The following is a 26636-nucleotide window of genomic DNA, read 5'->3' as shown; positions in this document are numbered from 1 at the left end:
CAATGTGATACGGTTGTTGTTAGTAGATGATCACGAAATGGTCCGTCTCGGGCTGTCATCCTTTTTTTCAGTACAGGATGATTTTGAAGTGGTGGGAGAAGCCGAGAATGGAAAAGTAGGAGTAGAGCTTGCCCTTCAGGAGAAGCCGGACATTATTCTAATGGACCTGGTTATGGAAGTAATGGACGGAACGGAAGCTACCCAGCAGCTTATGGGACAATGGCCGGAGGCTAAAATTATAATCCTGACGAGTTTCATTGATGATGAAAAAGTGTACCCGGCAATGCAGGCTGGAGCTTGTGGCTACATTCTTAAAACATCTACGGCTCAGGAAATAGCAAAAGCTGTCAGAGATACTTATAATGGACATAATTATATCGAGGACGAAGTCAGTACGATCATGGAGGAGAAGAAAGAAGAATCTTTGAAGCATTATCCGCATGAACTTCTGACTAACAGAGAGAATGAAGTGGTTCAGCTTATTTCCAAGGGGTATACCAATCAGGAAATAGCGGATGAGCTTTTCATCACTCTAAAGACAGTCAAGACGCATGTATCAAATATATTGTCGAAGCTGGATGTGGAAGATAGAACTCAGGTGGCAATATATGCGTTCAGACATGACCTGGTCAAAGAGTAGCCGATTTTAAACAATAAAAAAAGTGAGCAGACATAATCATTGTCCGCTCACTTTTATTTTAATTTGTTAAGATAACTGGAAGGATGATTGGTCGTCTTTCAGTTTCTGCAAAGAGGAACTGCTTGATATCTTCGATCAGGTCGTTTCTCATTTTAAATTCATTGACAGTGTTGTGCTCGAACGACTTACGGATGCTCTTATAGGCTATTTTCTGTGCATTTTGAATGAGTTCTTCTGATTCTCTCATATAAATGAAGCCTCTTGAGATAATATCCGGTCCGGCAAGAACTTCTTTCTTTTTAGGATCGATTGTGGCGACGACTACAACAAGACCATTATCAGAAAGTATTTTTCTGTCCCTCAAGACAACGTTACCGATGTCTCCTATTCCACTTCCATCAACATAAACATCTTTAGCGTCAAAATCTCCGGCGCGTCTTGCACTGTTTTCAGTAAATGCGACGATTTGACCATTGTCCAGAACAAAACAGTTTTCTTCTGGTACGCCTGTTTTCTGCGCAAGAGAAGCGTGTATTTTCTGCATACGATGTTCGCCGTGAATAGGAACAAAGTATTTAGGTTTCATCAGTTGAAGCATCAATTTCTGTTCTTCCTGACCACCGTGTCCAGAAGTATGAATATTGTTGATTTTTCCGTGGATGACATTCGCACCAGCTTCAAGCAGCTGATTGATGACACGGTTTACGCTGACAGTGTTTCCGGGAATTGGAGAACTGGAGAAAATCACTGAATCCCCAGGCTGAATGGATATCTGTCTGTGCGTTCCATTTGCGACTCGACTCAGTGCTGCCATCGGTTCGCCCTGAGATCCGGTACATAGAATTAGCATTTCATTATCTTTATAGCGTTTCAGTTCGTTCGGGTGGATGAAGGTGCCTTCTTCAGCTTGAATGTATCCAAGCTCCTGACCGGTTTCCATCGCATTGACCATGCTTCTTCCAAATACTGCAATCTTTCGGCCAGTCTTGTTAGCAGCTTCCACGACTTGCTGGATACGGGAAATATTTGAAGCAAAAGTCGCAAAGATGATGCGGCCATCGATTTTTTTCAAAAGGCTGCGAATAGAATCACCGACTACCTGTTCAGATTTAGTAAAGTTTGGTACTTCAGCGTTGGTACTATCCGATAGAAGGGCAAGCACGCCTTCTTCTCCGATTTTAGCCATCTTATGGATGTTTGCAGGCTCCCCAACTGGGGTGAAGTCAAATTTAAAGTCTCCAGTTTGTACAATATTTCCATTCGGAGTCTTTACAACGATACCATATGATTCCGGCACACTGTGAGTGGTTCTGAAGAATGATACTGTAGTCTTTCTGAATTTAGTGACCGTATCTTCGTTGACCTCGTGAAGTGTAGCAGAACGCAGCAGGTTGTGTTCGTTCAATTTATTCTTGATAAGAGCCAGGGCCAGTTTATTAGCATATATAGGAATGTTAAGCTGTTTAAGAAGGAAAGGGATCCCACCGACATGATCCTCGTGTCCATGTGTAATAAAAAGCCCTTTAATTTTATCCTGATTTTCTATCAGGTAGCTATAGTCAGGAATGACATAGTCGATACCCAGAAGGTCGTCTTCCGGGAATTTAATCCCTGCATCGATTAGAATGATTTCATCCTGGAATTGAACAGCGTAAGTGTTCTTTCCTATCTCATTCAGTCCTCCTAAGGCATAGACTGCCGTTTCATTGTTCTTGATATTTGGTTTCATATAAACGTCTCCTTATAGTGTTTGATTTCAGTTTGCTAATGAATACTTACAAAAATATGATAAATCTCATCAGGTCTGTTTAGTGGGTACTAGCCACTGCTATAAATATATTACCATAATGAAAATAATAAGTATAGGAAGGCAAGCCGTCATCATCCAAACAAACTACGAATTAAGCATTGAGTAAATGTAATTTTATGTATATAGTAAGAGAATAGCAGTAAAAAAAGGAAGTGTATGGTAGATATGACAAGCAGGAAACTATTCGTATTCGATATTGACGGCACTCTGCTGGATGAACATAAGCAGCTTCCCGAAAGTACGAGACAGGCAGTCAAGAAACTGGCCGAAAACTACGAAGTGGCTATTGCTACTGGCAGGAACCGCACGATGGCTTCAGAAGTCATTAAGGAACTGGCTATTGAAAACTATATCGTCTGCAACGGTGCAGCCGCATATTACAAGCACGATTCAATCTATACCAATTCTCTGAACAAAGATGAGCTCGATCGTCTAATTACCATGGCTGATGATAATGGCCATCAGATGGTCTATGAGACGGTAGATGAACTAAGAAGACGAAGTAGTCAGCCAAATGAACGCATGGAGAAAGGGATGGCTCATGTAGGGTTTCCAGTACCGGAACAGAACCATGACTATCACGAAAAGTACCCATTAGTGCAGTGTCTGATCTTTTACTCAGAAGAAGAAGCCTCTTTATATGAAGAGGGACAGTTCGATCATTTCAGATTTGTAAGGTGGCACGAAACGGGAGTAGATGTCCTGCCTGCTGGAGGATCCAAGTTTTCGACTATCGAGCGTCTGGCGAAACATCTCAATATCAGCAATGACAATATCGTAGCTTTCGGTGATGGGTTTAATGATCTGGAGATGATTGAAAATGCTGGAACAGGAGTAGCGATGGGGAATGCGGAAGACGACGTAAAGAAAGTTGCTGATCTTGTTACTGCAAGCAGTAGTCAGAATGGGATTCAGCTGGCTCTTGAAAAATTGGGCTATCTTTGATTTGATTTTGTGTCGATCCTGTGAAAAATGACTGGGAAACCAGTCTTTTTTCAATGATTTTGTAGACAAAAGTAGGTCCTATGGGTAATAATAAGTAAGTATGACACAGGGGGTATAGCTCAGTTGGGAGAGCGCTTCGCTGGCAGCGAAGAGGTCGTCGGTTCGAGCCCGTCTATCTCCATTCAATTATTTAGCGAAACTACGCTAAGGAAAGAGGAATTGATGTGATATCTGAAAACCAGTTGCATATTACTCAATACACAGTCATACCACAGAATGTGAAGTATGGCTTTCTATTAAGTCTGGCACTGCTTTTTGCTGCTCTGGCGTTTTTATTCAACACACCTCAGGAAATCATCACTGGACAGATCACGATTCTAACTTCTCCGGCTAATCTGACAACCGATTATTTTGCACTTTCAAACGTAGGCGCTACGCTTTTTAATTCTGCATTATTGACAGCGCATTCTATTGGCATCATCCGCCTGACACGAGCTAAAGTCAACGGGCCGATCATTGCAGCAGTCTTTACAGTAGCTGCCTTTTCGTTTTTTGGTAAAAACCTTTATAATTCCATGCCGATCGTACTAGGTGCTTTTGCATATGCGAGGGTAACTGAAGTCCCCGCAGAGAAGTCTTTACTGGCGGCTTTATTCGGAACTGCACTTGGTCCTCTGGTGAGTGAAGTGACATTCAATATTGGACTGCCACTCCCGCTAGGTATTTTCTATGGGTATCTGGTCGGGTTTGTTGCGGGTTTTATTCTTCCGCCATTAGCTAAACACTTTGTCGGTTTTACAAAAGGGTTCAGTGTTTACAACGTTGGGTTTACCAGTGGTGTAGTTGGAACGATTTTTACATCACTTCTAAGAAGTACGGGAAGAGATATTGAACCCGTCTCAATACTATCCAGCGGAAACAATCTGCCATTTACAATCATTTTCTTGTCTCTGTTTACGCTAATGCTGGTTTGGGGTCTGTATCTGAATTCGTGGACGCTTAATGGTTACGGCGCTCTGATAAAACATTCCGGACAGTTGTCAACTGATTTTCTGACTACGAATGGATTCAGTGTCACCTTAATAAACATGGCTCTGTTAGGATTTGTTTCAACATTTTATGTGCTGTTTCATGGCGGAGAAATTAACGGACCGGTTATTGGTGGGATACTTACTGTTGTAGGCTTTGGTGCATTCGGGAAACACCTTCGTAATGTTCTTCCTATTCTCATAGGGGTTACCTTGATGGGATACCTCAATGGCTACGATATGAGTGCGACATCGGTAGTGATCGCAGGGTTATTCGGTACGACGATCGCGCCTATAGCAGGGCGATACGGAACATTGATCGGTATTCTTGCCGGCGCACTTCATCTCAGCGTCGTTAGTAATACAGGGTATCTCCACGGCGGAATCAACTTATATAATAATGGATTTGCCGGCGGGTTCATTGCAGCCATTATGATTCCTCTCCTAGAGGCAATACAGTATCAGCAGCAGAAGAGAAGACAGCTTAGAGAACCGGTGGATCCTGCGGAAGAAATTAGAGTTGAGGATCGCTGATTCATCATGTAATAATGTACAGAAAAGACGATAGGTCATGCGGCTTAAGCAAGTCGCATGACCTATCGTCTATTTTAATTATCATTCAGGTGTTATCAGGTCGTATTATTCTTCTACTGTACCTAGAACATCAATGTCGTCTGGAAGTGCTAATGGATTTTCAGAATCGATTCGATCATAGAACATGATACCATTCAGATGATCGATTTCATGCTGGACGACAATTGCCGGAAAATCTCTCAATCGAATGCTCTGCTTATTTCCGTCCAAATCAAAGTAATCCACTTTAATCCGCTTATGTCTAGGAACGTAGCCGGGGACTTCACGGTCGACAGACAGGCAGCCTTCCCCATCTGGCAGGCAAGTCTGCTGGACTGAGTGACTGATGATTTTAGGGTTGACCATCACGGCGCTGAACTCAGGTGTGTTGTCTTCTTCATCTGCAGAGGGGACATGTACAGCAATCAGCCTTCTGGATACATCGACTTGTGGAGCTGCGATTCCTACACCAGGTCTCAGTTCATATTTTTCAGCAAGTTCAGGATCCTGACTGTTTTTTAAAAATTGAAGCATGTCTTCTCCGAGAGACTTTATGTCTTCATCTAATGGCAATTCAATTTCCTCAGCAGTTTTTCTTAAAGTAGGATGTCCTTCTCTAATGACATCTTTCATAGTTAACACACATATAACCTCCAATGCTAGTACTCTTTTACTATTCTATCAAATTTAAAAGGGTCCCGCACCTCAAAAATGCTTACAGGTAAAATAAAAGTATTCTCATAATATATAGTGAGGTCGTTCACATGCAGGAATGAAGATATATGAACAATAGTACAAAGATACAGCAGGAACTTCTTTTATATAACAGATAAAATGCCTGTATTACTTTAATTAATGATGTTCCATATGGGATTAGATAAAAATAGTATAACAGGGCGATTGCTCTGGTTATCACAATGGCCTGAAATTGCTGTAATATCAACGATTTATACTGAAACACCATGTGAATATCGCTTGCATTAATTCTGAAATCATGATAGATTTAGAAAGGAATGGATGAAAATGTAACAGGGGAAAGTGCCTGTTATATTGAACTTTACAAACAGAGAGGAATGGGTAATCTATGGCAAAGCAACCAGTTGATTACGAAGCATTACTAAGTACAATCGAAGCTTCGTTTCCGATGGTTCAAATTCTGGATAAAGATGGGAAAATCGTCAACGAAGACATTATGCCGGATTTATCTGATGATGAATTAGTAGAATTAATGAGAAGAATGGTGTGGTCACGTGTTCTTCATGATCGCTCAATGGCACTTGCTCGTCAAGGAAGACTAGGGTTCTATGCACCTACTATGGGGCAGGAAGCATCTCAGTTAGCAAGTCATTTTGCATTCAAGAAGCAGGACTGGTTCTATCCTGGGTATCGTGATGTACCTCAATTGATCCAGCACGGTCTACCTGTATCACAGGCTTTCTTATGGTCTCGTGGACACGTAGAAGGAAACAACTACCCTGAAGATCTGCACGCTATCCCGCCTCAAATCATTATCGGTGCGCAGTTTATTCAAGCAATGGGTAATGCTGTGGGACAGAAAATGGCTGGAAAAGAAGATGAAGTGACCTTCACTTACACTGGTGACGGTGGATCTTCTCAAGGTGATGTATACGAAGGTATGAACTTTGCCGGACGTTACAAAGCACCTGTCGTATTCTTTATACAAAACAATGGATATGCGATTTCTACTCCTCGTGAGAAGCAGTCTGCTGCTAAAGCACTCGCTCAAAAAGCTGCTGCTGCAGGAATCCCTGGTATTCAAGTTGATGGAATGGACCCACTTGCAGTATACGCTGTAACTAAACAGGCTCGTGAATGGGCAGCTGCAGGAAACGGACCTGTACTGATCGAAACAATCACGTCACGTTTCGGCCCACACTCAACTTCAGGTGATGACCCAACACGTTACCGTGAACAGGAATCATTTGATTACTGGGAGCAAAGAGATCCACTTATCCGCTTCCGTAACTTCCTGACTGAAAAAGGTCTATGGTCAGAAGAACAGGAAGAAAAACTGATTGAAGAAACTAAAGAAGAAATCAAACAAGCTGCTAAAGAAGCAGACCAAGCTCCTAAGATGAAAATTTCAGACTTCCTGAAAAACATGTACAATGAGCCCGGTCAGAACATCACTGAGCAGATTGAGAAATACGAAGCAAAGGAGAGTAAATAATCATGGCGAATCTTACAATGATTCAAGCAATCACGGAAGCACTTGATCAGGAAATGGCCCGTGATGAAAAAGTCCTGGTTTTCGGTGAAGACGTAGGTAAAAACGGCGGAGTATTCCGTGCAACTCAAGGACTTTTCGACAAGTACGGTGAAGATCGCGTCAGTGATACTCCACTTGCTGAATCTGGTATCGGAGGAATGGCTTTTGGTTTAGCTGTTCAAGGTTTCCGTCCAGTTATGGAAATCCAGTTCTTCGGATTCGTATTCGAAGTTATGGATTCAATTGTTGGTCAAATGGCTCGTACTAGCTACCGTATGGGTGGGAAAATGCACCTTCCAGCTGTTGTCCGTTCACCATTTGGTGGAGGAGTACACACGCCTGAAATGCACGCAGACAGCCTTGAAGGATTAATGGCTCAGTCTCCTGGACTTAAAGTCGTCATCCCTTCAAACCCTTACGATGCAAAAGGACTTCTAACTTCAGCAATCCGTGATGAAGACCCAGTTGTTTTCCTTGAGCACATGAAACTTTACCGTTCTTTCCGTGACGAAGTTCCTGAAGAACAGTACACTGTACCTCTAGGAAAAGCTGCTGTTGCTAAAGAAGGAACAGACGTAACAGTTGTAGCTTATGGATACATGGTTCGTGAAGCGTTGAAAGCTGCTGAACAACTTGAAAAAGATGGAGTATCTGTTGAAGTCATTGACTTACGTACTGTTTCTCCAATCGACTATGAAACTGTCGTAGCGTCTGTTGAGAAAACTGGCCGCATGGTTATGGTTCAGGAAGCTCAGCGTATGGCTGGAGTAGGAAACACGGTTATTTCTGAAGTGTCTCAACGTGCGATCCTTTCTCTGGAAGCACCTATTGGATTCGTTACAGCACCAGATACAGTTTATCCATTCGGACAAGCTGAAAACACATGGCTGCCAAACGCTAAAGACATTACTGATTCAATCAAAGAAACCGTTGAATTTTAATATAATTTGATACAGTAAACTCAAAAAGGAACATTCTTTTTAACTCGATACAAGAGAATAGAAAGATTGTTCCTTATTGAGTAAATTTAATTTCTTAAATGAAATCATTTATAGAAGGGAAGAAAAATAATGGCTTTTACATTTAAACTCCCTGATGTTGGGGAAGGTATGGCAGAAGGCGAAATCGTCAGCTGGTTAGTTTCTGAGGGAGACACAGTTGAAGAAGGCGATTCGATTGCAGAAATCCAAAACGATAAATCAGTTGAGGAACTAGCTTCTCCAGTTGATGGAACAATCAAAAAATTCTTAGTTGAACCTGGAACGGTAGCTTCTGTAGGAGATCCAATCGTCGAAATCGATGCAGAAGGACATGAAGGCGGCGAGGAAGAAGCTGATTCAAGCGAAGAAGCAGCTGAGTCAGAAATGTCATCTGAAGAAACTGCTGCTGGAACAGAAAAAACTGATCCTGCAGGTTCAGAAGGTGCAACTTCCGGTGAGGTAGTTAAAACATCTGACCCGAATAAACGTGTTCTGGCTATGCCATCTGTTAGACAATATGCGCGTGAAAAAGATGTAGACATCAGCTTAGTTGAAGCAACTGGTAAAGGTGGACGCACAACTAGAGACGATATCGACAGCTTCCTGCAAGGTGGCGGAGCATCTGCTGAATCTAAATCAGCTGATCAAGGGTCTTCTTCTGAAGAAGGTACTTCAACTGAAACTGAAAGCAAGCACATTCAACGTGTATCTTCAGAAGCGAAACCATTCAAATCTGGTCGTTCTGATGAAGAAACTAGAGAAAAAATGTCTACTACACGTAAAGCTATCTCTAAAGCAATGGTCAACAGTTCATTGACAATTCCTTCAGTATCATTGTTCGATGAAGTTGATGTAACTAAATTGATGGCTCATCGTACTAAATTCAAGGCGATTGCAGCTGAGCAGGATGTTAAACTGACATTCCTACCATACGTTGTTAAAGCAATCATCTCAGTTATGAAGAAATTCCCAGCATTGAACTCATCTATCGATGATACAACTGATGAAGTGGTCTACAAAAACTACTTCAACATAGGTATCGCTGCAGATACTGAACAGGGACTATACGTACCAGTTGTTTCTGATGCTGACAAGAAATCAATGTTCGACATCGCTTCAGAAATTTCAGAACTTGGAGCTAAAGCTCACGAAGGTAAATTGAAATCCAGCGACATGGCTGACGGATCTATTTCAATTTCCAACATCGGTTCTGTTGGCGGCGGATGGTTCACACCAATCATCAACCACCCTGAAGTTGCTATTCTAGGCGTTGGCCGTATCGCTAAAAAAGCGATCGTAAACGACGAAGGTGAAGTTGTTGCTGCTCCAATGCTTGCATTGTCACTAGTATTCGACCACCGAGTAATCGATGGAGCGACAGGTCAGAAAGCTATGAACGAACTAAAACGTCTATTAGCAGATCCTGAATTATTATTAATGGAAGGATAAGGTGAATCGTAAATGGTAGTAGGAGATTTCGCAATTGAACTGGATACAGTAGTTATCGGCGCTGGACCTGGCGGATACGTAGCTGCAATTAGAGCTGCTCAAATGGGACAGAAAGTTGCTATTGTAGAAAAAGAATATATCGGTGGTGTATGCTTGAACGTTGGATGTATTCCATCTAAAGCATTGATCGCTGCTGGTCACAAATATCAGGATTCTCTTGATTCTACATCTTTTGGTGTATCATCTGAGAATGTAACGATCGACTTCGCTAAAACTCAGGAATGGAAGAACAATCAAGTTGTTTCTAAACTGACTAAAGGTGTTGAAGGTCTGCTTAAAAAGAATAAAGTTGAAATCCTTGATGGAGAAGCTTTCTTCGTTGATGAAAACACACTGCGTGTTATGGGTGAAGATAAAGCTCAGACTTATTCTTTCAATAACGCTATTGTGGCTACAGGAAGCCGCCCGGTTGAAATTCCAGGATTTAAATTCGGTGAACGCGTACTTGATTCAACTGGCGCACTGAACTTGTCTGAAATTCCAGGGAAAATGGCTATCGTCGGTGGTGGATACATCGGTTCTGAATTAGCAGGAGTATACGCTAACTTGGGTACTGAAGTCACTATCCTTGAAGGTCTGCCATCTATTCTAAATGGTTTTGACAAAGACATGGTCAAACTTGTTGAGAAGAACTTTAAATCTCGTGGTGTTGACATCGTAACTGATGCAATGGCTAAAGAAGCTGTTGTTTCAGATAACGGAGTGACAGTTAAATATGAAGCTAAAGGAGAAGAAAAATCTCTTGACGTGGATTATGTACTTGTTACTGTAGGACGTCGTCCAAACACTGACGAACTTGGTCTTGAGCAGGCTGGCGTTGAAGTTGGAGAACGTGGTCTGATCAAGGTCGACAATCAGGGACGTACGAACGTATCAAGCATCTGGGGCATCGGAGACGTTGTACCTGGACCTGCATTGGCTCACAAAGCCAGCTATGAAGCTAAAATCGCAGCGGAAGCTATCTCAGGCAAGAAAGTAGCGGTAGATTACCGTGCACTTCCTGCAGTAGCCTTTACTGATCCGGAAATTGCTTCTGTTGGTTTAACTGAAAGTGAAGCGAAAGAACAGGATATGGATATTAAAGTCACTAAATTCCCACTTGGCGGAAACGGACGTGCATTGTCTCTTAATGCTACTGAAGGATTTGTCAGACTGGTCACTACCAAAGAAGATAATGTCATTGTAGGGGCTCAGGTTGCAGGAATCAGTGCATCTGATATTATTGCTGAACTAGGATTGGCTATTGAAAGTGGTATGAATGCTGAAGATATCGCATTAACTATCCACGGTCACCCTTCACTAGGCGAAACTGTTATGGATGCTGCAGAAGCAGCTTTAGGATTACCAATCCACATGTAAGATTCAACAATTGGTTAGAAAGACCTTTAGTGTGACTAGAGGTCTTTCTTTCTGTACATAGTCAACGAAGATTTTGCTTTTTATCTTCACTTTTATTACAATAAATTTATTCATTTGATACAGAAGAGGAGAAAACGATGACGAATCCAGAGAATAGAAGTACATTGATTCTACAATGGTTAAAAGAAATCAAGTCATATATTATAGAACAAAAAAATAGTGATTTGAACGTTGAGCAGAAAACAGCAGATAACGATCTGGTAACGAAAATGGATCGCTCGATAGAAGAGCAGCTAGTAAAGAAAATCCGCAAGCATTTTCCTGGTGATAAAGTTGTGGGTGAAGAAGGCTTTGGAGATGATGTATCCAGTATGGATGGTACTGTCTGGTTTATTGATCCAATTGACGGCACACTTAACTTCGTCAAGCAGCAGGAAAATTTTGCCGTTATGCTGGCAGTTTATGAAGATGGAATAGGCCAATCTGCTTATGTCTTTGACATCACGCAAGATAAATTGTACAGCGCAACTAAAGGGGGAGGCGTCAGTCGTAACGGTCAAAGGTTAGCTGAACCTGACAATCTCTCGCTCAAAGAGGGACTAATTGCCGCCAGTTCAGCACTGATGATGAAAGAAGAAAAAACGACCATTCGCGATATTGGAAATACGAGCATGGGCGTGCGTATGCTAGGTTCAGCAGGTCTCGAGAGTGTAGAAGTAGCTAAGGGAAGTGTAGTGGCGTATATAGCTTCTAATCTTAAACCGTGGGATGTGGCTCCTGGACTTGTGTTTATGGAAGAGTTGGGGATGTCTGCTGTGACGTTTACTGATGAACCGATCGATCTCCTGACTAACAATGACATCATCTTTTCGACAAAAAATGCACACAAAGACATTATTAAGATGCTTAACGCTTAAAAAACGTTGTACATGTCTTCTAATTACTGATATAATATTCTCTGCAACAATACAGGATATCTGGGAAACATTTATTCTTGAGTTAGGTATTCAGGAGTAAGTGTTTTTTTTGTGAAAGTATATGAAAGTGTTATGAAAACACTATAAGCCAATTATTGATTTAGAACCACAAACTGGAGGAAATTTATGAATAGACGAGATGATATAAGAAACATTGCAATTATTGCCCACGTTGACCACGGAAAAACTACCCTGGTTGATGAACTGCTGAAACAGTCCGACACTCTGGACGCGCATAGTGAACTAGGTGAAAGAGCTATGGATTCCAACGATATCGAAAGAGAACGTGGAATTACGATTCTTGCGAAAAACACAGCAGTTAACTATAAAGATCACCGTATCAATATTCTGGATACCCCAGGACACGCCGATTTCGGTGGAGAAGTGGAACGAATCATGAAAATGGTTGACGGGGTTATCCTTGTCGTCGATGCTTATGAAGGAACCATGCCTCAGACACGTTTCGTTTTGAAGAAAGCTCTGGAAATGAAACTGCGTCCACTAGTTGTCGTAAACAAAATCGATAAAGATACTGCTAGACCAGCAGAAGTTGTAGATGAAGTCTTAGACTTACTGATTGAACTTGATGCTGATGAAGACCAGTTGGAATTCCCGGTTATCTATGCCTCTGCAATCAACGGAACTAGCAGCTATTCAGCAGACTTGAGTACTCAGGAAAAAACGATGGAACCAGTCTTCGAAAGTATTCTAAAAGAAGTCCCATCTCCAGTAGATAACAGCGAAGATCCGCTGCAGTTCCAAGTCTCTCTACTTGATTATAACGATTATGTCGGTCGTATCGGAATTGGACGAGTTTTCCGTGGAACCATTAAAGTTGGAGACAACGTTACATTAAGTAAACTTGACGGCACAACCAAGAATTTCCGTGTAACCAAATTATTTGGATACTTCGGGTTACAGCGTGTTGAAATTGAATCGGCTAAAGCAGGCGATCTGATTGCTGTTTCCGGTTTTGAAGACATCTTTGTTGGAGAGACTGTAACTCCTGTAGACCATGTAGATCCACTACCTATCCTTAGAATTGACGAACCAACTTTACAAATGACTTTCGTTGTAAATAATTCTCCGTTTGCTGGTAGAGAAGGTAAATTTGTGACTTCTCGTAAAATTGAAGAGCGCTTAATGCTTCAGTTACAGACGGACGTTTCATTAAAAGTTGAACAGACAGACTCACCTGACGAATGGATCGTTTCAGGTAGAGGAGAACTGCACTTATCTATTCTTATTGAGAACATGAGAAGAGAAGGATACGAACTGCAAGTATCCAGACCTGTGGTTATCATTAGAGAATTCGACGGTAAGAAATTTGAACCGTTTGAAAGAGTACAAATCGATACGCCGGAAGAATACATGGGAAGTGTCATTGAAAACTTAGGAACTAGAAAAGCAGAAATGCAGGATATGATTCATACTGGAAATGGACAAGTTCGTTTAATATTCCTTGCTCCAGCTCGTGGTCTGATTGGATTCACTAACGAATTTCTATCTATGACACGTGGATACGGAATCCTGAACCATACATTTGACCAGTATTTACCAATGCTTAGCGGTAAAACAGGTGAACGTAGAAATGGAGCACTTGTTTCTATGGAAAATGGTGTGGCTACAACTTACGGCATTATGAACCTGGAAGATCGTGGAGTGATCTTTGTAGAGCCGGGTACTGAGATTTACGAAGGGATGATCGTAGGTCAGCATAACCGTGACAATGATCTGGCTGTTAACCTGACTAAAGAAAAACAGAAAACTAATATTCGTTCAGCTAACAAGGATCAGACCAATGTTATCAAGCGTCCTAGAATCATGACACTTGAAGAATCACTTGAGTTCCTGGCTGACGATGAGTACTGTGAAGTAACGCCCGAGTCAATCAGACTGAGAAAGAAAATACTGAACAAGAATGAACGTGAAAAAGCAGCTAAGAAATCTAACAGCTAATTAAATCGTCTGATAGTCTAGAGCTGATCTCCGGGTCATATAGCCTTTCGCATTCCTGATGAGTATGCTATACTAATGTAAGTTATAGACTACTTATGGATGATAAGGAAAGGAAATGCCTATGGATCAGCTGCAGACTGCTCTAGCTAAAGATGTTCTTAACGAAGATGCGAAAAAAATTTCATCACTGATTGAAAATCAGCAGCATCTTTGTGTATCATGTCCTGCTTTTGAAGAAGTCATAGATACTCAAATGTTCGGATTTTCGAAGAAAGTAGAATTTGCTATCGCTATGGGTATGATTGAAGAAGAAGAAGGGCATCTGATGCTCGGAACCCTAGAGAAACACTTAAACGATGTTTACTCAGAGGCTTTTAACTCTAACCAAAATGACTGAAACTTAAAAAACCCTCTCACAAAGAGGGTTTTTTTGATATAATAAAAAAAACTCTTGAAGGTGAATCTAATGAGCGATCAAAAAAATGTAAGAGCTGGCCTTGTTATCTGGCTTTATACTACAAAATATGTAAATAAACTTAAGCGCTATGGACTAGTGCATTATGTCTCTAAAAATATGAATTACGCAGTTCTGTACGTAAACAAGAATGAACGTGAGGACTTAAGTAAAACCATCAGCAAGCAGCATTTTGTCAGAAAAGTGGAAAATGCTTACCAGTGCGAACTGCCGAAGACATTTGACGGCGTTCTTGACAAGGTGACTGAGATGGCAAAGGAAAAAGCGGAACTGGAAAAATCTGAAATGGAAAATTCCAGACTAGTCATTTAATCACAAGATAAAGGATGGAAATATATGCGTGTAATCTCTGGTGAGTATGGTGGGAGACCTTTGAAAAGTCTCAAAGGATTGAATACTAGACCAACAACGGATAAAATCAAGGAATCTCTCTTCAATCTGATAGGGCCTTATTTCAGTGGAGGAACTACTCTAGATCTATATTCCGGTACCGGATCTCTTGGAATAGAAGCGGTCTCAAGAGGTATGGATAAAGCGTATCTGGTGGATATCAATCAGGCAGCGGTATCTGTAATAAATGAGAACGTAAAAATGACCAGAGAAGAAGATAAATTTACAGTATGGAAAAAGAAAGATAGTCAGGCTCTTGCTAATCTGAAAACAGCAGAGGAAAGATTTGACTTAGTGCTTCTGGATCCGCCTTATGCGAAGCAGCAGATAGAAGAGGTTATTAATCTTCTGGTATCGTATGAGCTTCTCAAACCGCAGGCACTGATCGTATGCGAAACAGATAAACACGTCCAGATCGCTCCTTCTAGTGACAGGCTGACATTATATAAAGAAAAGACTTACGGCACCACTAAACTGACTATATTTGAATGGGTGGACGATTAAGTGAAAAAAGCAATGTATGTCGGCAGCTTTGATCCTGTGACAAGTGGACATATCAATATTCTCAAGCGGGCGTCGCGGCTCTTTGATGAAGTGGTTGTAGTCGTCAGTGCCAGTACAGCGAAAAAATACTGGTTCTCAGTCGATCAGCGTGTTGACATGATCCGAACTGCTCTAGAGGATAATGGGATCAGCCAGGTTAGTGTAATAGCTCACGACGGTCTGACCGTTTCTCTTGCAGAAGAAATGGGGATTTCCATACTTATCAGAGGGATACGGTCAATAAAAGACATGGAATATGAAGTAGATATAGCGACCTTGAACAAGATTCAAAATAATGAAATCGAAACAGTCTTTCTGATATCCGATGAACAGTACCGGTCGATCAGTTCGACTATGGTCAAGGAAATTGCTTATTATAGTGGCAAAATAGATGCACTTGTTCCCTCAAATGTTGCTGAAGCACTTATTGAAGCGGTAAATAAAAGGCGGTCCTCTTAAGTGAAAAAAAGAAAAATTGTTAAAGGAATAATCTATGCTATTATTTTCTATCTCTTCTTCTTTGTACCAATTCCTTATTACATTGAACGACCGGGTAGCGCAGTTGAAATTAATCCCTTGATAGAAGTCGAAGGAGTAGTAGATCCGGTCGATGGACGGTATATGCTGACGACAGTTGAAATGTTTCAGGCGACACCTTTCACCAGCTTTTTCCAGTTCCTTCCTTTTCATTCCGGAGTCTGGGAAAGTCAGCTGCTTGGTCAGATAGATAATTACGAAGAATACCGGACTATGCAGAGGTATTTCATGAGCAATTCGATCGATATGGCGAAAGTAGCTGCATTCGAAGAAGCAGGCTTGTCATATGACATTGATTACCTGGGTGTCTATGTAATGAGTGTGTCAGACGAATCTCAGTTTGAAGACGAGCTCTCTCCTGGAGACAGTATTCTGGAACTGAATGGTGAGCGCTTTGATAATACTCAGCAGTTCGTTGACAGCGTAAGCGGTAAGAATGCGGGAGATACGGTTTCCCTTCTTATTGAAAGAGATGGCGAAGAACTGACAGTCGATGGCGATCTAGTACTACTTGAAAGTACGGGTCAGCCAGGTATTGGAATTACTCTTGTCACCAGGTCACAAGTAGAAACTGATCCGACAGTAGCCATCAATTCTGGGAATATAGGTGGCCCCTCAGCTGGTCTGATGTTTGCCTTGGAAGTCTATACTCAGATTACAGATCTTCCATTGAACAACCTGCAGGTAGCTGGGACAGGAACCATCAATGAGTTCGGAGAAGTTGGTCGAATCGGAGGCGTTGATAAAAAAGTTGTAGCTGCTGACAGAGAAGGAGCAGACATCTTCTTCGTCCCGGATGATCCCGTGGACGAGGAGACGATTGCTCTTATACCAGATTACGTATCGAATTATGATCTTGCCTTAGAAACAGCTGAAGCAATCGATACAGAGATGGAAATCGTTCCTGTACAACATATCAGTGATGCTATCAGCTATTTGAATCTGCTGGTTAGTAATTAAAAATTCATCAGACCATTGCTCAAAATTATATTAAACCGTCAAATGTGGGTACACTCCCTCGTTTGGCGGTTTTTTCTGTACGGCTTGCTATATCTTGGCGGCTGGCCTTTCTAGTAGATACATCTTTTGATAATCCACTAATAAGTACATCAGACAAAACTAAGGAAAAGGGATTTAAATATAGAAGAATCTCATCAGACCGATGAGATTTTCATCATAAGGATTTATTAATGAGCGAGTAGCACCTTGATTTATGTTAGGACCAACTCAACGGTTCAGTGATGCTTGAGCTGGTTCTAAGGTGGATCTTAGAACCAACTCGTCGAAATTTAGAGTTTGAGTGAGTCACAAGACGCATATTAGAACCAACTCGTCGAAACCAAAAGCTCGAGTTTGTCGCAAAAGCCATCTTAGCTGCAACTCCTTGTGTTTAGAAACTTATTACTTCACTCAATCCGTTGAAAAAACAAGATTAATTTAGTGAGTTTTAATATAAATAGTAAATATATATAGTATGACCAGAAGGGAGAGTGACGTGAATACGTTTGAGAAATTGAAGCCATTTATCATTACATCTGTGGCTGCGGCAGTTATTGCTCTAATGGGCTACAGACTGCTTGTATTAAAGCAAGTTCCGTATGAGCATCTGCCTGCAGGTGAGGAGCAGACACTGGACAGTTTGTTGTCAGTAGATGAGCTTCTTAAAAATGAAGACGAAGACAATAATGAGGATGCAGCCTTATCACAAACAGACAAGGGTCAAGTATCAACTGTATTTGTAGATGTAAAAGGGGCGGTCAACAAACCCGGAGTTTACGAAATGCAGTCCGGGCAGCGGGTAGTGGATGCTGTTCAGGTTTCTGGAGGAACATTGGAGCAGGCTGAGGTGAAAGCAGTCAATTTCGCTCAGCTTCTCTTTGATGAGATGGTCATTTACATTCCATATGAAGGAGAGTCGGCTGATCTGCCACTCATTGAGAACAGCCCATCCGGAGAAGAGACAGATAAAGGTAAAATAAATATCAACACGGCGGGGGTAGGAGAGCTGCTGAATTTAAATGGCATAGGGCCGCAGAAAGCAGAAGCCATTATTACTTATAGGGAAGAACAGGGCCCATTTGAAAAACCAGAAGATGTCGTAAATGTATCAGGAATAGGAGATAAAACGTTTGAAAAAATCCAGGACCAGATTACCGTACACTGACAGAGAATATTGCTTCATAAGTTCCGCTCTTGTATACTGTATAAATAGGTTAGACACTGAACATATTGAACGCATTTGACAAGGAGTGACAAGATGAATGAAAGAATACCATGGGATCAGTACTTCATGTCTCAGAGCATGCTTCTGTCTATGAGAAGTACCTGTTCGAGACTTGCAGTAGGTGCCACGATCGTCAGAGACAAACGAGTGATTTCCGGGGGCTACAACGGATCAGTAAGCGGAGATGTTCATTGTATTGATGAAGGCTGTTTTGTCGTCGACGGACATTGTGTGCGAACAGTCCATGCAGAAGCTAATGCGCTGCTTCAATGCGCCAAGTTCGGCGTGAAAACTGAAGGAGCCGATCTCTACGTGACTCATTTTCCTTGTCTGCAATGTACAAAACAGCTTATACAGAGCGGGATTCAAAAAATATATTATCTGAATGACTATCGAAACCATCAGTATGCCGTTGAATTGCTTGAAAAAGCCGGTGTCCTGACGGAAAAAATATCTGTACCGACGGATTTCTTCAAAACAATCGAGCAAGTTTACACTGATCCTGCTTAATATTTCCTGACTAGTGATTAGAGGTAGACTGATCATCTTTTCTATTCTGATAGGTTTGCTGGTATCATATAACCTGACCGGGTATACCGTGCTTCTCCTCATACTCATCGGCGCCTTGGTCAAAACAGCGAGGTCGGCAGATCGTCGTCTGACAGGACTGATCGTTCTCAGTCTAGCTGCAGTAACACTTCGCATGCTGGCCATTGACGACCAACTTAATCCACCGGACACTATTCCATCTGACTCTTATCTTGTTGAAGTCAAGCAGACAAGCTGGACTGTAGATGGAGACCGTCTTCGATTTCAAGGGATGGCAGATAACGGAAAGGTCAGTCATGAAGTCATGGTCGTTCACAAAATATCCAGTGAACAGGAAAAGGAAGAACGCAGTACGATCATTCCTTCTCACTTGCTGATTGAAGGAGAGTTAAACCAGCCAGGTCGGGCAACCAACTTCAATCAGTTTGATTATCGGACCTATCTGAACCGAAAGAATATCACTTATGTACTGTATACGAATGAGATAGAGGACGTTGACCTTGCGCAATCTTTTTTTGAACGGGCCTACAAAACAGATCCGTTTAGACAAGACCTGCTGGATTATTGTGACCGGATCTTTCAACCGACTACCGGACGCTATATCAAGGCATTGATATTCGCAGACAGACGGGAACTCGGAGCAGAAGTGACCGACACCTTCAAGCAGTTAGGAATCATTCATCTTCTAAGTATTTCGGGACTGCATGTCTCACTGCTGATTGGTATGCTGGACAAAATAATGACGGGTCTGACTGTGACCAGAGAGTCGAAGAGACTGGTCTTTCTCTTCATCCTGCCGGTATTCTACATATTTGCAGGTTTTGGCATAAGCATATACAGGGCAGCGATGCAGGCATGGATCAGATATCTGTCAGACACGATTGACTGCCACCTGACGTCGCTTGACTGCTGGGGACTTACCTTCTGCATTGCCGTTATTGTACGGCCAATGATCATTTTTTCTGTTGGTTTTCAGCTGAGCTTTCTCATGAGCTTCATCCTTCTGTTTCTTTCGGATCAGGTTTTTTTCAGGGAACTATCGAGCTTAAAGCAGATTGTTTTCGTCAACTTTGCACTCTTCTGTTTTTCAGTACCTATTCTCAGCTTTCATTTCTATGAGCTGTCCTGGGGTGTGCTTTTTCTGAACAGTCTGTTTGTGCCGTATGTCACTTATCTGCTAATGCCCGTGCTGCTCATTCTTTTCGTTACCTCACCACTTCTTGCCCTCACTCAATTCGGACTTTTTCTGGATGAACTGGCCAGATGGGTGATTGTCATTATGGAAGAGGGGAGTCTGATTATTGATCAGGGGATGTCGCTGATGATCATTACCGGCAGGTTAAGTGGAAGCCAGACTGTACTCTGGTTCGCCTTATGCATTTTAGGCCTGCTTCAAGTGGAAAAAAGAAAAAAGTTAGTGTCAACATTACCGGTGGCAGCTGTGCTCGTCCTGCTTCTTAATATGAACACCTATTCACCGATCGGCCAGGTTATAATGATTGATGTCGGTCAAGGCGATGCAGTTCTGATTAAAGAACCGTTCGGGAGAGGATCTATTCTGATCGACACTGGAGGGTTACAAGTATGGAATGAAAAGGAAGAGTGGCAGATCAGAAACAATGACTATACGCTGGGAGAAGATGTTCTGATCCCTGTGATGAAAAGTCTGGGAATCAGAACACTCGATCAGCTGGTGATCACCCATCCGCATTGGGACCATTATGGTGCCATGAGCGAACTTATCGATTCTTTTCCTGTGAAGACGCTGGTGATGAATGACTTTACTAAAACCCACTCAGTCTTTCGACAGTCTCTTTCCCAAATAAAAGGAAGTGCCTTGAACGTTCGCATTTTAAAACCGGATGAACCTGTGAAGCTGACAGATCAGTTACATGTCATTCATGACAACTGGACAGACCAGACAAATGAAAATAACCAGTCCATCGTTCTGCTGGGCAGGTATGGCAGACTGGACTGGCTGTTTACCGGTGATATAGAGGAAGTAAGAGAAAAAAATATCATGAAGCACTTCCCGGAACTGAATGCCGATGTTCTGAAGGTTGCTCACCATGGCAGTGGGACGTCTACACATGAAGCATTTCTGTCAAAGATCGATCCTGACTATGCTCTGATCTCTGTTGGTGAAAACAACTGGTTCGGTCATCCCTATCAGGAAACACTCGATCAGCTGAGTCGACACGGGGCTGCTCTGTTTCGAACTGATGAGAATGGGAGCATACTTTACAACTATTCGGACATCAAGTATCTGGACTATCACCTTCAGAAAAAAGGGATATTTAACGTGATGACAGATAACGATATTAAGGAGTCAAATGATGAAAACAGCTTTTAAGCAACTGAAATCCATTTCCAATGATCAGCTCAGCAGCTGTTATCTGATCTGGGGGACCGAAGAACTTCTCCTGGATAACGCTGTAAAAGCCTTTAATGAGCGAATGGAAGAAAAAAATGAAGACCCGATGAATACTTACCATTTCGACTTGTCTGACACGCCGATACAGGATGTCATACATGAAGCAGAGAGCTATCCTTTTTTTGGAGGAAACAAACTGATCATTGTACATGACAGTTATATCTTTACAGGAAAAAAAGTGACACACACATTTACTCATGAAATTGAGCAGCTGGAAAGGTATATCAAGGATCCTTCTGATTTTTCAGTTCTAGTTTTTCTAGCGCCATATGATAAATTGGATAAGAGGAAGAAAATAACCAAACTTGTACTGAAGCAGGCTGAAGTTATTGAAGCCAATCCCGATAAGCAGACGGATGTAAAAGAATATGCGGTGTCTTTTTTCAGTCAGAAGGGATTGTCGATTTCCAGAGAAGGAGTTGAGCTTTTAGTTAATCTGACCGATCATAATCTGACTCGAACAATCAGAGAAGCAGAAAAACTCGCTTTATATCACTCAGGAGAAACGACAGTATCGCTCGAGGCGATTCATCAGCTGGTATCCAAGTCACTGGAACAGAATATCTTTGAGCTGAACGAACGTGTACTGAAAAAAGATGTTGGTGGATCGATCCAGCTTTATCAGGATCTGTTGACGCAGAAAGAAGACCCTGTAAAGATTTTAGCTTTAATGATCAGTCAGTTCAGACTGCTCCTTCAAGTAAAGATATTGAAAAACAAGGGATACCAGCAGTCGGATATTGCAACGATACTTAAAATACACCCTTATCGAATTAAGCTGGCTGTTCAGAAACAGCAGAAGTTTCCTCAGCCTGTTCTATCTCAAGCGCATCACATGCTCATTACCGCGGACCATGAAATAAAGACAGGAAAGATCGATGCTGAGCTGCAGATCGAGCTCTTTATCTGGAAGTTCTCCAAGCTGTAGGAGAAGATATAAGTAATCAACGAAAAAATCATTGATAAAACCTTGCAGATATTGTAAAATGGGGAATGTTGAATAAATCAACTGTTCAGGTTGCCATTTATTGCAGAAATGTGAGCAATAATCTGTAGACCAATTTAATTGAGACGATATAAGGAGTGTTTTACCCATGCCAAACATGATTCAAACTGAAAAAAGACAGAGACAAGACGTTAAGAAGAGACTGAACAACATGAGTCAAGTAACTTCAATGAGAACAGCTAAGAAAAACTTTGTTTCTGCAGCAGACAGCAATGCAGACAACGCTCAGGAGCTTTACAGAAAAGCTGTTAAAGCGATCGATAAAGCTGCTGCAAAAGGTCTTGTTCACCCGAACAAAGCTGCTAGAGACAAATCTCGTTTAAGCAAAAAATTAGCATAATTGATAGAAAAGTATTCTCGTGAGACGCAAAGTCTTTGAGAATACTTTTTTTATGATAAACTAAGCTTGAATGACTGCCAGAGAGGGGAACGTATATGGTCGAACAAGCATTTAAATTGAAATCAGTGTACCAGCCAGGGGGTGACCAGCCTGAAGCGATAAAGAAACTGGTCAAAGGCATCAAGGAGAATCAGAAAGAACAGGTTCTACTTGGAGCGACAGGGACAGGTAAGACCTTCACTATGTCCAATGTTATTCAGGAAGTAAACAAGCCCACACTGGTCATGGCGCATAACAAGACATTGGCCGGTCAACTTTATACAGAGTTTAAGGAATTCTTTCCGGACAATGCAGTCGAATACTTCGTCAGTTATTACGACTACTATCAGCCTGAAGCATATGTGCCGTCTTCCGACACGTTCATTGAAAAGGATGCCAGCATTAATGACGAAATAGATAAGCTGCGACACTCTGCCACAAGTGCTTTGCTAGAGCGAAGAGATGTGATCGTGGTTGCTTCTGTATCCTGTATTTATGGACTGGTTAATCCGAAAGATTACGAGGAACACGTCCTCTCTCTGCGTTCAGGAATGGAAATCAGCAGGGAAACGCTGCTCAGACGTCTAGTGGACATGCAGTTTGAACGAAACGACATCGATTTTCAGCGTGGACGCTTTCGTGTTCGCGGGGATATAGTTGAAATTTTTCTCGCCTCCAGAGAAAGCGAAGCCATTCGCATTGAGATGTTCGGCGATGAGATAGACAGGATCAGAGAAGTTGATGTTCTTACAGGTGAGGTCAAAGCAGATCTGTCACACGTACCGATCTTCCCTGCTACTCACTTTGTTTCAAATGATGAACAGACACGATCAGCTATCGAATCGATTCAGGCGGAACTGAAAGACCGTCTGGAAGAACTTAAGAGAGATAACAAACTGCTTGAAGCTCAAAGGCTGGAGCAGCGTACAAATTATGATATTGAGATGCTGATGGAGATGGGCTACTGTTCAGGAATAGAGAACTATTCCAGACATATGGATGGCCGGAAGCCAGGTCAGGCGCCCTATACACTGCTGGACTTCTTTCCTGAAGATTCTCTTTTCATTATTGATGAATCACATATCACCATGCCCCAGATCAGAGGAATGTACAATGGGGACAGAGCCAGAAAGCAGCAGCTGATCGATCACGGCTTCCGTCTGCCGAGTGCGCTGGATAACCGTCCGCTGCGTCTGGAAGAGTTTGAAGAACGCGTGCCTCAGATTAACTATATTTCTGCTACACCGGCTGATTATGAAATGAACCGATCCAGTCAGATCGTCGAGCAGATCATCCGACCAACTGGCTTGCTTGATCCAATCGTTGAAGTCCGTCCGATCAAAGGACAGATCGATGACCTGATCGAAGAAATCAATGATCGAGTCGAGAAAGACGAACGAGTCTTCATTACGACATTGACCAAGAAGATGTCCGAGGACTTGACCGACTACCTTAAAGAGGTAGGGATAAAAGTCGAATACCTGCATAGTGACGTCAAGACGCTGGAACGGACACAGATCATCCGGGACCTTCGTGTCGGGAAGTTTGACGTTCTGATCGGAATCAACCTGCTCAGAGAAGGACTGGACGTTCCAGAGGTCTCCATGGTTGCTATTCTGGATGCAGATAAGGAAGGATTCCTAAGAAGTGCCCGTTCACTGATCCAGACTATTGGACGAGCGGCTCGTAATGAAAATGGCCGAGTGATCATGTATGCAGATCGCATAACGGATTCTATGAAACAAGCCATCGATGAGACCGAGCGTCGTCGTCAGATTCAGGAAGAATATAATAAGGAACATGGCATCACGCCGAAGACGATCAAGAAAGAAGTAAGAGATCTGATCAGAATCTCTACCGTTGTTGATGATGAAGAAAAAGACTTGTCAGAAGAAGTCGTCAAGCAGCTGTCCAGAGAAGAGAGACGTCAGCTGATCGAAACCATGGAGCTGGAAATGAAAGAAGCGGCAAAAGAACTGGACTTCGAGAAAGCCGCACAGCTGCGGGATGTCGTCATGGAATTGAAGACGAAATATTCATAATTGAGAAATATCCGGTTGACTTTTTTACAGTAAACCTTTAGAGTTAATTTAAATTAAATAACTGTCCTTTAAAGATAGTCCAGAGAGGCTAAGAAGGAGACGCGTATCTTCATGATGTACCAGAGAGTATGTATGGAGATAATAGTCAGGTAGACTGGTTATGCTAGAACTGCCGGATTATGCCCAACAAAACAGTCAATGGGGAGCACTCTTATCTTAGATGGATAGGAGTGCTTTTTTGTATACTTCAAACGAAGTAAGTGACATGCTTTATCGGCAGATATTTAATAAAAAAGCTGGACATAGAAATATGCTTTTCAGCTGTCTACAGGAGGCAGGTCATGGAAAATAAAACAGTAGTAGAAGTTGTCAACGAAGCGGCAATCAAACGGGCACTGACACGTATTACTTATGAGATTATCGAAAAAAATAAAGGGATCGAGAAACTGGTGCTTGCCGGTATTCGGACTAGAGGAATCATTTTAGCCCAGAGAATTGCAGATCGTATTCTTGAACTGGAAGGAGAATCGGTCGAAGTAATCGAGCTGGACACATCATTGTATCGCGATGACAGAGAAGATGATGCTTCTGCAGCACAGGTATCAGCCGGACATGTTCAGGATGTAGCCGGTAAAAAAGTAGTGATTATTGATGATGTACTGTATACAGGCAGAACGATACGAGCAGCCCTTGATGCTATAATTGATAGAGGAAGACCTGAAAAAATATATCTAGCTGTGCTGATAGACAGAGGCAATCGGGAGCTTCCTATAAGGGCAGATTTTGTCGGCAAGAATCTTCCAACTTCCCGTGAAGAGTCCGTTCAGGTTTATTTAAATGAAACAGATGGAAAAGAACACGTAGATATAATAAAACCGTCATGAACAAAGTGATGTGAGCTTTAACTGAAGCCCCGTGAGGCACAGAAGGTCACAGGATAGACTATGAGTACAGATGATGCTTGGGCGCTCCATGAGTTCATTCAGCTAAATAGCTGAAAGGATCGTAAGCCTGACTTGCAGCTGTTATTGTTTCATAGTTATTCCGTGAAGACCCGGTGTCCCTGGATACACCGGGTCTTTTAATGTCCAGAGAGCCACTGAATATCCGTAAATACGAAGGAGGAAGAAATGGATAAGTCAGAAAGAAGACAGGCCAGACACTTTGTTTCACTGAATCATTATAACGAGAATGACATCATGTCTCTAATAAAGATGGCACTTGCCTACAAGCATAACTCATCTGTTCCCAAGTACAAGGGAATGTATGCAGTGAACTGCTTTTTTGAAGAAAGTACGCGTACACACAAAAGCTTTGAGATGGCTGAAAAAAAATTAGGAATGGATGTGCTGGATTTTCAGCCCTCCATGAGCAGTGTCAGGAAAGGTGAAAGTCTCTATGACACGGTTCTTACCTTTCAGTCTTTGGGAATCGATCTGATGGTTATCAGACACAGTGATGTTGCTTACTATAACCAGCTGATCAACAGCGAGTCCATTACGTGCTCAATCGTCAATGGGGGAGATGGTGCCGGCCAGCACCCTAGTCAGTCTTTACTTGATCTTATGACGATTTATGAAGAATTTGGAACCTTTAAAGGTGTGAAGGTCGCCATAGCAGGGGATATCCTTCACTCAAGAGTAGCCAGAAGCAATATGCAGATCCTGAAGAAACTTGGAGCTGAACTCTTTTTTACCGGTCCGGAAGAGTTTATTGGTACTGAATGTCAGACATATGGTGAGTACAGATCTATTGATGAACTGGCAGATCAAGTCGATGTTTTAATGCTGCTTCGGGTTCAGCGTGAAAGACATATACAGCAGGCAAGTCACGAACTGGATGTCTCCTATTTGGCTCAGTATGGGCTGACCAAAGAAAGAGAATCCACAATGCACAGAAAAGCCATCATCATGCACCCGGCACCGGTTAACCGAGGCATTGAAATTGCTAATGAGCTGGTTGAATGTGATCGATCGAGAATAGTCAGACAGATGGAAAACGGAGTATTTGCACGTATGGCAATCATAGATTCGATTTTAAACTAAAA

The 26636-nt window shown here is 42.1% G+C and carries 24 protein-coding genes and 1 tRNA gene; 23 read left to right on the top strand and 2 right to left on the bottom strand.

All coding sequences use genetic code 11. From position 1 onward, the window contains the following. Window positions 1-4 precede the first annotated feature (4 nt). Window positions 5-640 carry a response regulator transcription factor gene (locus BMX79_RS02750; RefSeq protein WP_091478913.1) on the top strand — a complete coding sequence of 212 codons (636 nt, stop codon included), beginning with the start codon at window positions 5-7 and terminating at the stop codon, window positions 638-640. 58 nt (window positions 641-698) lie between these two features. On the opposite strand, the gene rnjA is transcribed toward BMX79_RS02750, so the two are convergent. Further along, the gene (rnjA, locus tag BMX79_RS02745; protein WP_091478911.1) at window positions 699-2369 is read right to left on the bottom strand and encodes a ribonuclease J1; all 1671 of its coding nucleotides are present in this window, start codon (window positions 2367-2369) and stop codon (window positions 699-701) included. A gap of 237 nt (window positions 2370-2606) precedes the next feature. Here rnjA and BMX79_RS02740 point away from each other — a divergent pair, with 237 nt between their 5' ends. From BMX79_RS02740 to BMX79_RS02730, 3 genes are all read left to right on the top strand, one after another. Beyond that, window positions 2607-3395, top strand: a complete 789-nt coding sequence (locus BMX79_RS02740; protein ID WP_246117616.1) for a Cof-type HAD-IIB family hydrolase — start codon at window positions 2607-2609, stop codon at window positions 3393-3395. Between the two features lie 108 nt (window positions 3396-3503). After that, window positions 3504-3576: transfer RNA gene (locus BMX79_RS02735), tRNA-Ala, on the top strand. A 43-nt stretch (window positions 3577-3619) separates the two neighbouring features. Continuing rightward, complete coding sequence (locus BMX79_RS02730; RefSeq protein ID WP_091478910.1) at window positions 3620-4957, top strand: DUF1576 domain-containing protein; 1338 nt, start codon at window positions 3620-3622, stop codon at window positions 4955-4957. A gap of 105 nt (window positions 4958-5062) precedes the next feature. Here the strand turns inward: BMX79_RS02730 and def are convergent, their stop codons facing one another. Beyond that, window positions 5063-5638, bottom strand: a complete 576-nt coding sequence (gene def / locus BMX79_RS02725) for a peptide deformylase (RefSeq protein WP_091478908.1) — start codon at window positions 5636-5638, stop codon at window positions 5063-5065. Between the two features lie 442 nt (window positions 5639-6080). Here def and pdhA point away from each other — a divergent pair, with 442 nt between their 5' ends. From pdhA to BMX79_RS02630, 19 genes are all read left to right on the top strand, one after another. After that, window positions 6081-7187 (top strand): pyruvate dehydrogenase (acetyl-transferring) E1 component subunit alpha, encoded by a 1107-nt coding sequence (gene pdhA / locus BMX79_RS02720; RefSeq protein WP_091478906.1) that lies wholly within the window; start codon window positions 6081-6083, stop codon window positions 7185-7187. Between the two features lie 2 nt (window positions 7188-7189). Then, entirely contained in the window at window positions 7190-8167 is a 978-nt protein-coding gene (locus BMX79_RS02715) for an alpha-ketoacid dehydrogenase subunit beta (protein ID WP_091478899.1), read from the top strand. Window positions 8168-8296: 129 nt separating this feature from the next. Then, window positions 8297-9655 carry a dihydrolipoamide acetyltransferase family protein gene (locus tag BMX79_RS02710; RefSeq protein ID WP_091478897.1) on the top strand — a complete coding sequence of 453 codons (1359 nt, stop codon included), beginning with the start codon at window positions 8297-8299 and terminating at the stop codon, window positions 9653-9655. 12 nt (window positions 9656-9667) lie between these two features. Beyond that, a complete protein-coding gene (gene lpdA / locus BMX79_RS02705) occupies window positions 9668-11074 on the top strand; it encodes a dihydrolipoyl dehydrogenase (protein WP_091478896.1) in 1407 nt (468 codons plus the stop codon). A gap of 137 nt (window positions 11075-11211) precedes the next feature. Further along, the gene (locus BMX79_RS02700) at window positions 11212-11991 is read left to right on the top strand and encodes an inositol monophosphatase family protein (RefSeq protein WP_091478894.1); all 780 of its coding nucleotides are present in this window, start codon (window positions 11212-11214) and stop codon (window positions 11989-11991) included. 186 nt (window positions 11992-12177) lie between these two features. Further along, a complete protein-coding gene (gene typA, locus BMX79_RS02695; RefSeq protein WP_091478893.1) occupies window positions 12178-14010 on the top strand; it encodes a translational GTPase TypA in 1833 nt (610 codons plus the stop codon). Window positions 14011-14131: 121 nt separating this feature from the next. Further along, window positions 14132-14407: a DUF1507 family protein gene (locus tag BMX79_RS02690; protein ID WP_091478891.1), complete on the top strand. Its 276-nt coding sequence runs from the start codon at window positions 14132-14134 to the stop codon at window positions 14405-14407. A gap of 69 nt (window positions 14408-14476) precedes the next feature. Further along, entirely contained in the window at window positions 14477-14797 is a 321-nt protein-coding gene (locus BMX79_RS02685; protein WP_091478890.1) for a YlbG family protein, read from the top strand. Between the two features lie 24 nt (window positions 14798-14821). Further along, the gene (gene rsmD / locus BMX79_RS02680; RefSeq protein WP_091478888.1) at window positions 14822-15379 is read left to right on the top strand and encodes a 16S rRNA (guanine(966)-N(2))-methyltransferase RsmD; all 558 of its coding nucleotides are present in this window, start codon (window positions 14822-14824) and stop codon (window positions 15377-15379) included. Then, window positions 15380-15877 (top strand): pantetheine-phosphate adenylyltransferase, encoded by a 498-nt coding sequence (coaD, locus tag BMX79_RS02675; RefSeq protein WP_091478887.1) that lies wholly within the window; start codon window positions 15380-15382, stop codon window positions 15875-15877. Then, window positions 15878-16915: a SepM family pheromone-processing serine protease gene (locus BMX79_RS02670; protein ID WP_091478885.1), complete on the top strand. Its 1038-nt coding sequence runs from the start codon at window positions 15878-15880 to the stop codon at window positions 16913-16915. Window positions 16916-17450: 535 nt separating this feature from the next. Further along, complete coding sequence (locus tag BMX79_RS02665) at window positions 17451-18119, top strand: helix-hairpin-helix domain-containing protein (RefSeq protein WP_170230941.1); 669 nt, start codon at window positions 17451-17453, stop codon at window positions 18117-18119. Between the two features lie 93 nt (window positions 18120-18212). Beyond that, a complete protein-coding gene (locus BMX79_RS02660; protein ID WP_091478882.1) occupies window positions 18213-18689 on the top strand; it encodes a ComE operon protein 2 in 477 nt (158 codons plus the stop codon). Window positions 18690-18702: 13 nt separating this feature from the next. Beyond that, window positions 18703-21081 (top strand): DNA internalization-related competence protein ComEC/Rec2, encoded by a 2379-nt coding sequence (locus BMX79_RS02655; RefSeq protein WP_091478880.1) that lies wholly within the window; start codon window positions 18703-18705, stop codon window positions 21079-21081. Then, window positions 21065-22090 (top strand): DNA polymerase III subunit delta, encoded by a 1026-nt coding sequence (holA, locus tag BMX79_RS02650; RefSeq protein ID WP_170230942.1) that lies wholly within the window; start codon window positions 21065-21067, stop codon window positions 22088-22090. Before BMX79_RS02655 ends, holA begins: the two co-directional genes overlap by 17 nt. Before the next feature lie 166 nt (window positions 22091-22256). After that, on the top strand, window positions 22257-22508 hold the full coding sequence (gene rpsT / locus BMX79_RS02645) for a 30S ribosomal protein S20 (RefSeq protein WP_091478876.1): 252 nt from the start codon (window positions 22257-22259) through the stop codon (window positions 22506-22508). Between the two features lie 95 nt (window positions 22509-22603). Next, on the top strand, window positions 22604-24589 hold the full coding sequence (gene uvrB / locus BMX79_RS02640) for an excinuclease ABC subunit UvrB (RefSeq protein WP_091478875.1): 1986 nt from the start codon (window positions 22604-22606) through the stop codon (window positions 24587-24589). Between the two features lie 341 nt (window positions 24590-24930). After that, window positions 24931-25473, top strand: a complete 543-nt coding sequence (gene pyrR, locus BMX79_RS02635) for a bifunctional pyr operon transcriptional regulator/uracil phosphoribosyltransferase PyrR (protein ID WP_091478873.1) — start codon at window positions 24931-24933, stop codon at window positions 25471-25473. 246 nt (window positions 25474-25719) lie between these two features. Beyond that, on the top strand, window positions 25720-26634 hold the full coding sequence (locus tag BMX79_RS02630; protein ID WP_091478872.1) for an aspartate carbamoyltransferase catalytic subunit: 915 nt from the start codon (window positions 25720-25722) through the stop codon (window positions 26632-26634). Window positions 26635-26636: the final 2 nt, after the last annotated feature.

It is taken from the genome of Alkalibacterium pelagium (genome assembly GCF_900109325.1).
GTDB lineage: Bacteria > Bacillota > Bacilli > Lactobacillales > Carnobacteriaceae_A > Alkalibacterium > Alkalibacterium pelagium.
The sequence above is the reverse complement of the archived record's forward strand: the minus strand, read 5'-3'. Positions and strand labels throughout refer to the sequence as shown.

What these genes read in the sequence shown, in the direction of transcription:
- rnjA (WP_091478911.1), bottom strand. Translation starts at nt 2,369, where the DNA reads ATGAAACCAAATATCAAGAACAATGAAACGGCAGTCTATGCCTTAGGA.
- BMX79_RS02740 (WP_246117616.1), top strand. Translation starts at nt 2,607, where the DNA reads ATGGTAGATATGACAAGCAGGAAACTATTCGTATTCGATATTGACGGC.
- pdhA (WP_091478906.1), top strand. Translation starts at nt 6,081, where the DNA reads ATGGCAAAGCAACCAGTTGATTACGAAGCATTACTAAGTACAATCGAA.
- BMX79_RS02715 (WP_091478899.1), top strand. Translation starts at nt 7,190, where the DNA reads ATGGCGAATCTTACAATGATTCAAGCAATCACGGAAGCACTTGATCAG.
- BMX79_RS02710 (WP_091478897.1), top strand. Translation starts at nt 8,297, where the DNA reads ATGGCTTTTACATTTAAACTCCCTGATGTTGGGGAAGGTATGGCAGAA.
- lpdA (WP_091478896.1), top strand. Translation starts at nt 9,668, where the DNA reads ATGGTAGTAGGAGATTTCGCAATTGAACTGGATACAGTAGTTATCGGC.
- BMX79_RS02700 (WP_091478894.1), top strand. Translation starts at nt 11,212, where the DNA reads ATGACGAATCCAGAGAATAGAAGTACATTGATTCTACAATGGTTAAAA.
- typA (WP_091478893.1), top strand. Translation starts at nt 12,178, where the DNA reads ATGAATAGACGAGATGATATAAGAAACATTGCAATTATTGCCCACGTT.
- BMX79_RS02690 (WP_091478891.1), top strand. Translation starts at nt 14,132, where the DNA reads ATGGATCAGCTGCAGACTGCTCTAGCTAAAGATGTTCTTAACGAAGAT.
- BMX79_RS02685 (WP_091478890.1), top strand. Translation starts at nt 14,477, where the DNA reads ATGAGCGATCAAAAAAATGTAAGAGCTGGCCTTGTTATCTGGCTTTAT.
- rsmD (WP_091478888.1), top strand. Translation starts at nt 14,822, where the DNA reads ATGCGTGTAATCTCTGGTGAGTATGGTGGGAGACCTTTGAAAAGTCTC.
- BMX79_RS02660 (WP_091478882.1), top strand. Translation starts at nt 18,213, where the DNA reads ATGAATGAAAGAATACCATGGGATCAGTACTTCATGTCTCAGAGCATG.
- holA (WP_170230942.1), top strand. Translation starts at nt 21,065, where the DNA reads ATGAAAACAGCTTTTAAGCAACTGAAATCCATTTCCAATGATCAGCTC.
- rpsT (WP_091478876.1), top strand. Translation starts at nt 22,257, where the DNA reads ATGCCAAACATGATTCAAACTGAAAAAAGACAGAGACAAGACGTTAAG.
- uvrB (WP_091478875.1), top strand. Translation starts at nt 22,604, where the DNA reads ATGGTCGAACAAGCATTTAAATTGAAATCAGTGTACCAGCCAGGGGGT.
- pyrR (WP_091478873.1), top strand. Translation starts at nt 24,931, where the DNA reads ATGGAAAATAAAACAGTAGTAGAAGTTGTCAACGAAGCGGCAATCAAA.
- BMX79_RS02630 (WP_091478872.1), top strand. Translation starts at nt 25,720, where the DNA reads ATGGATAAGTCAGAAAGAAGACAGGCCAGACACTTTGTTTCACTGAAT.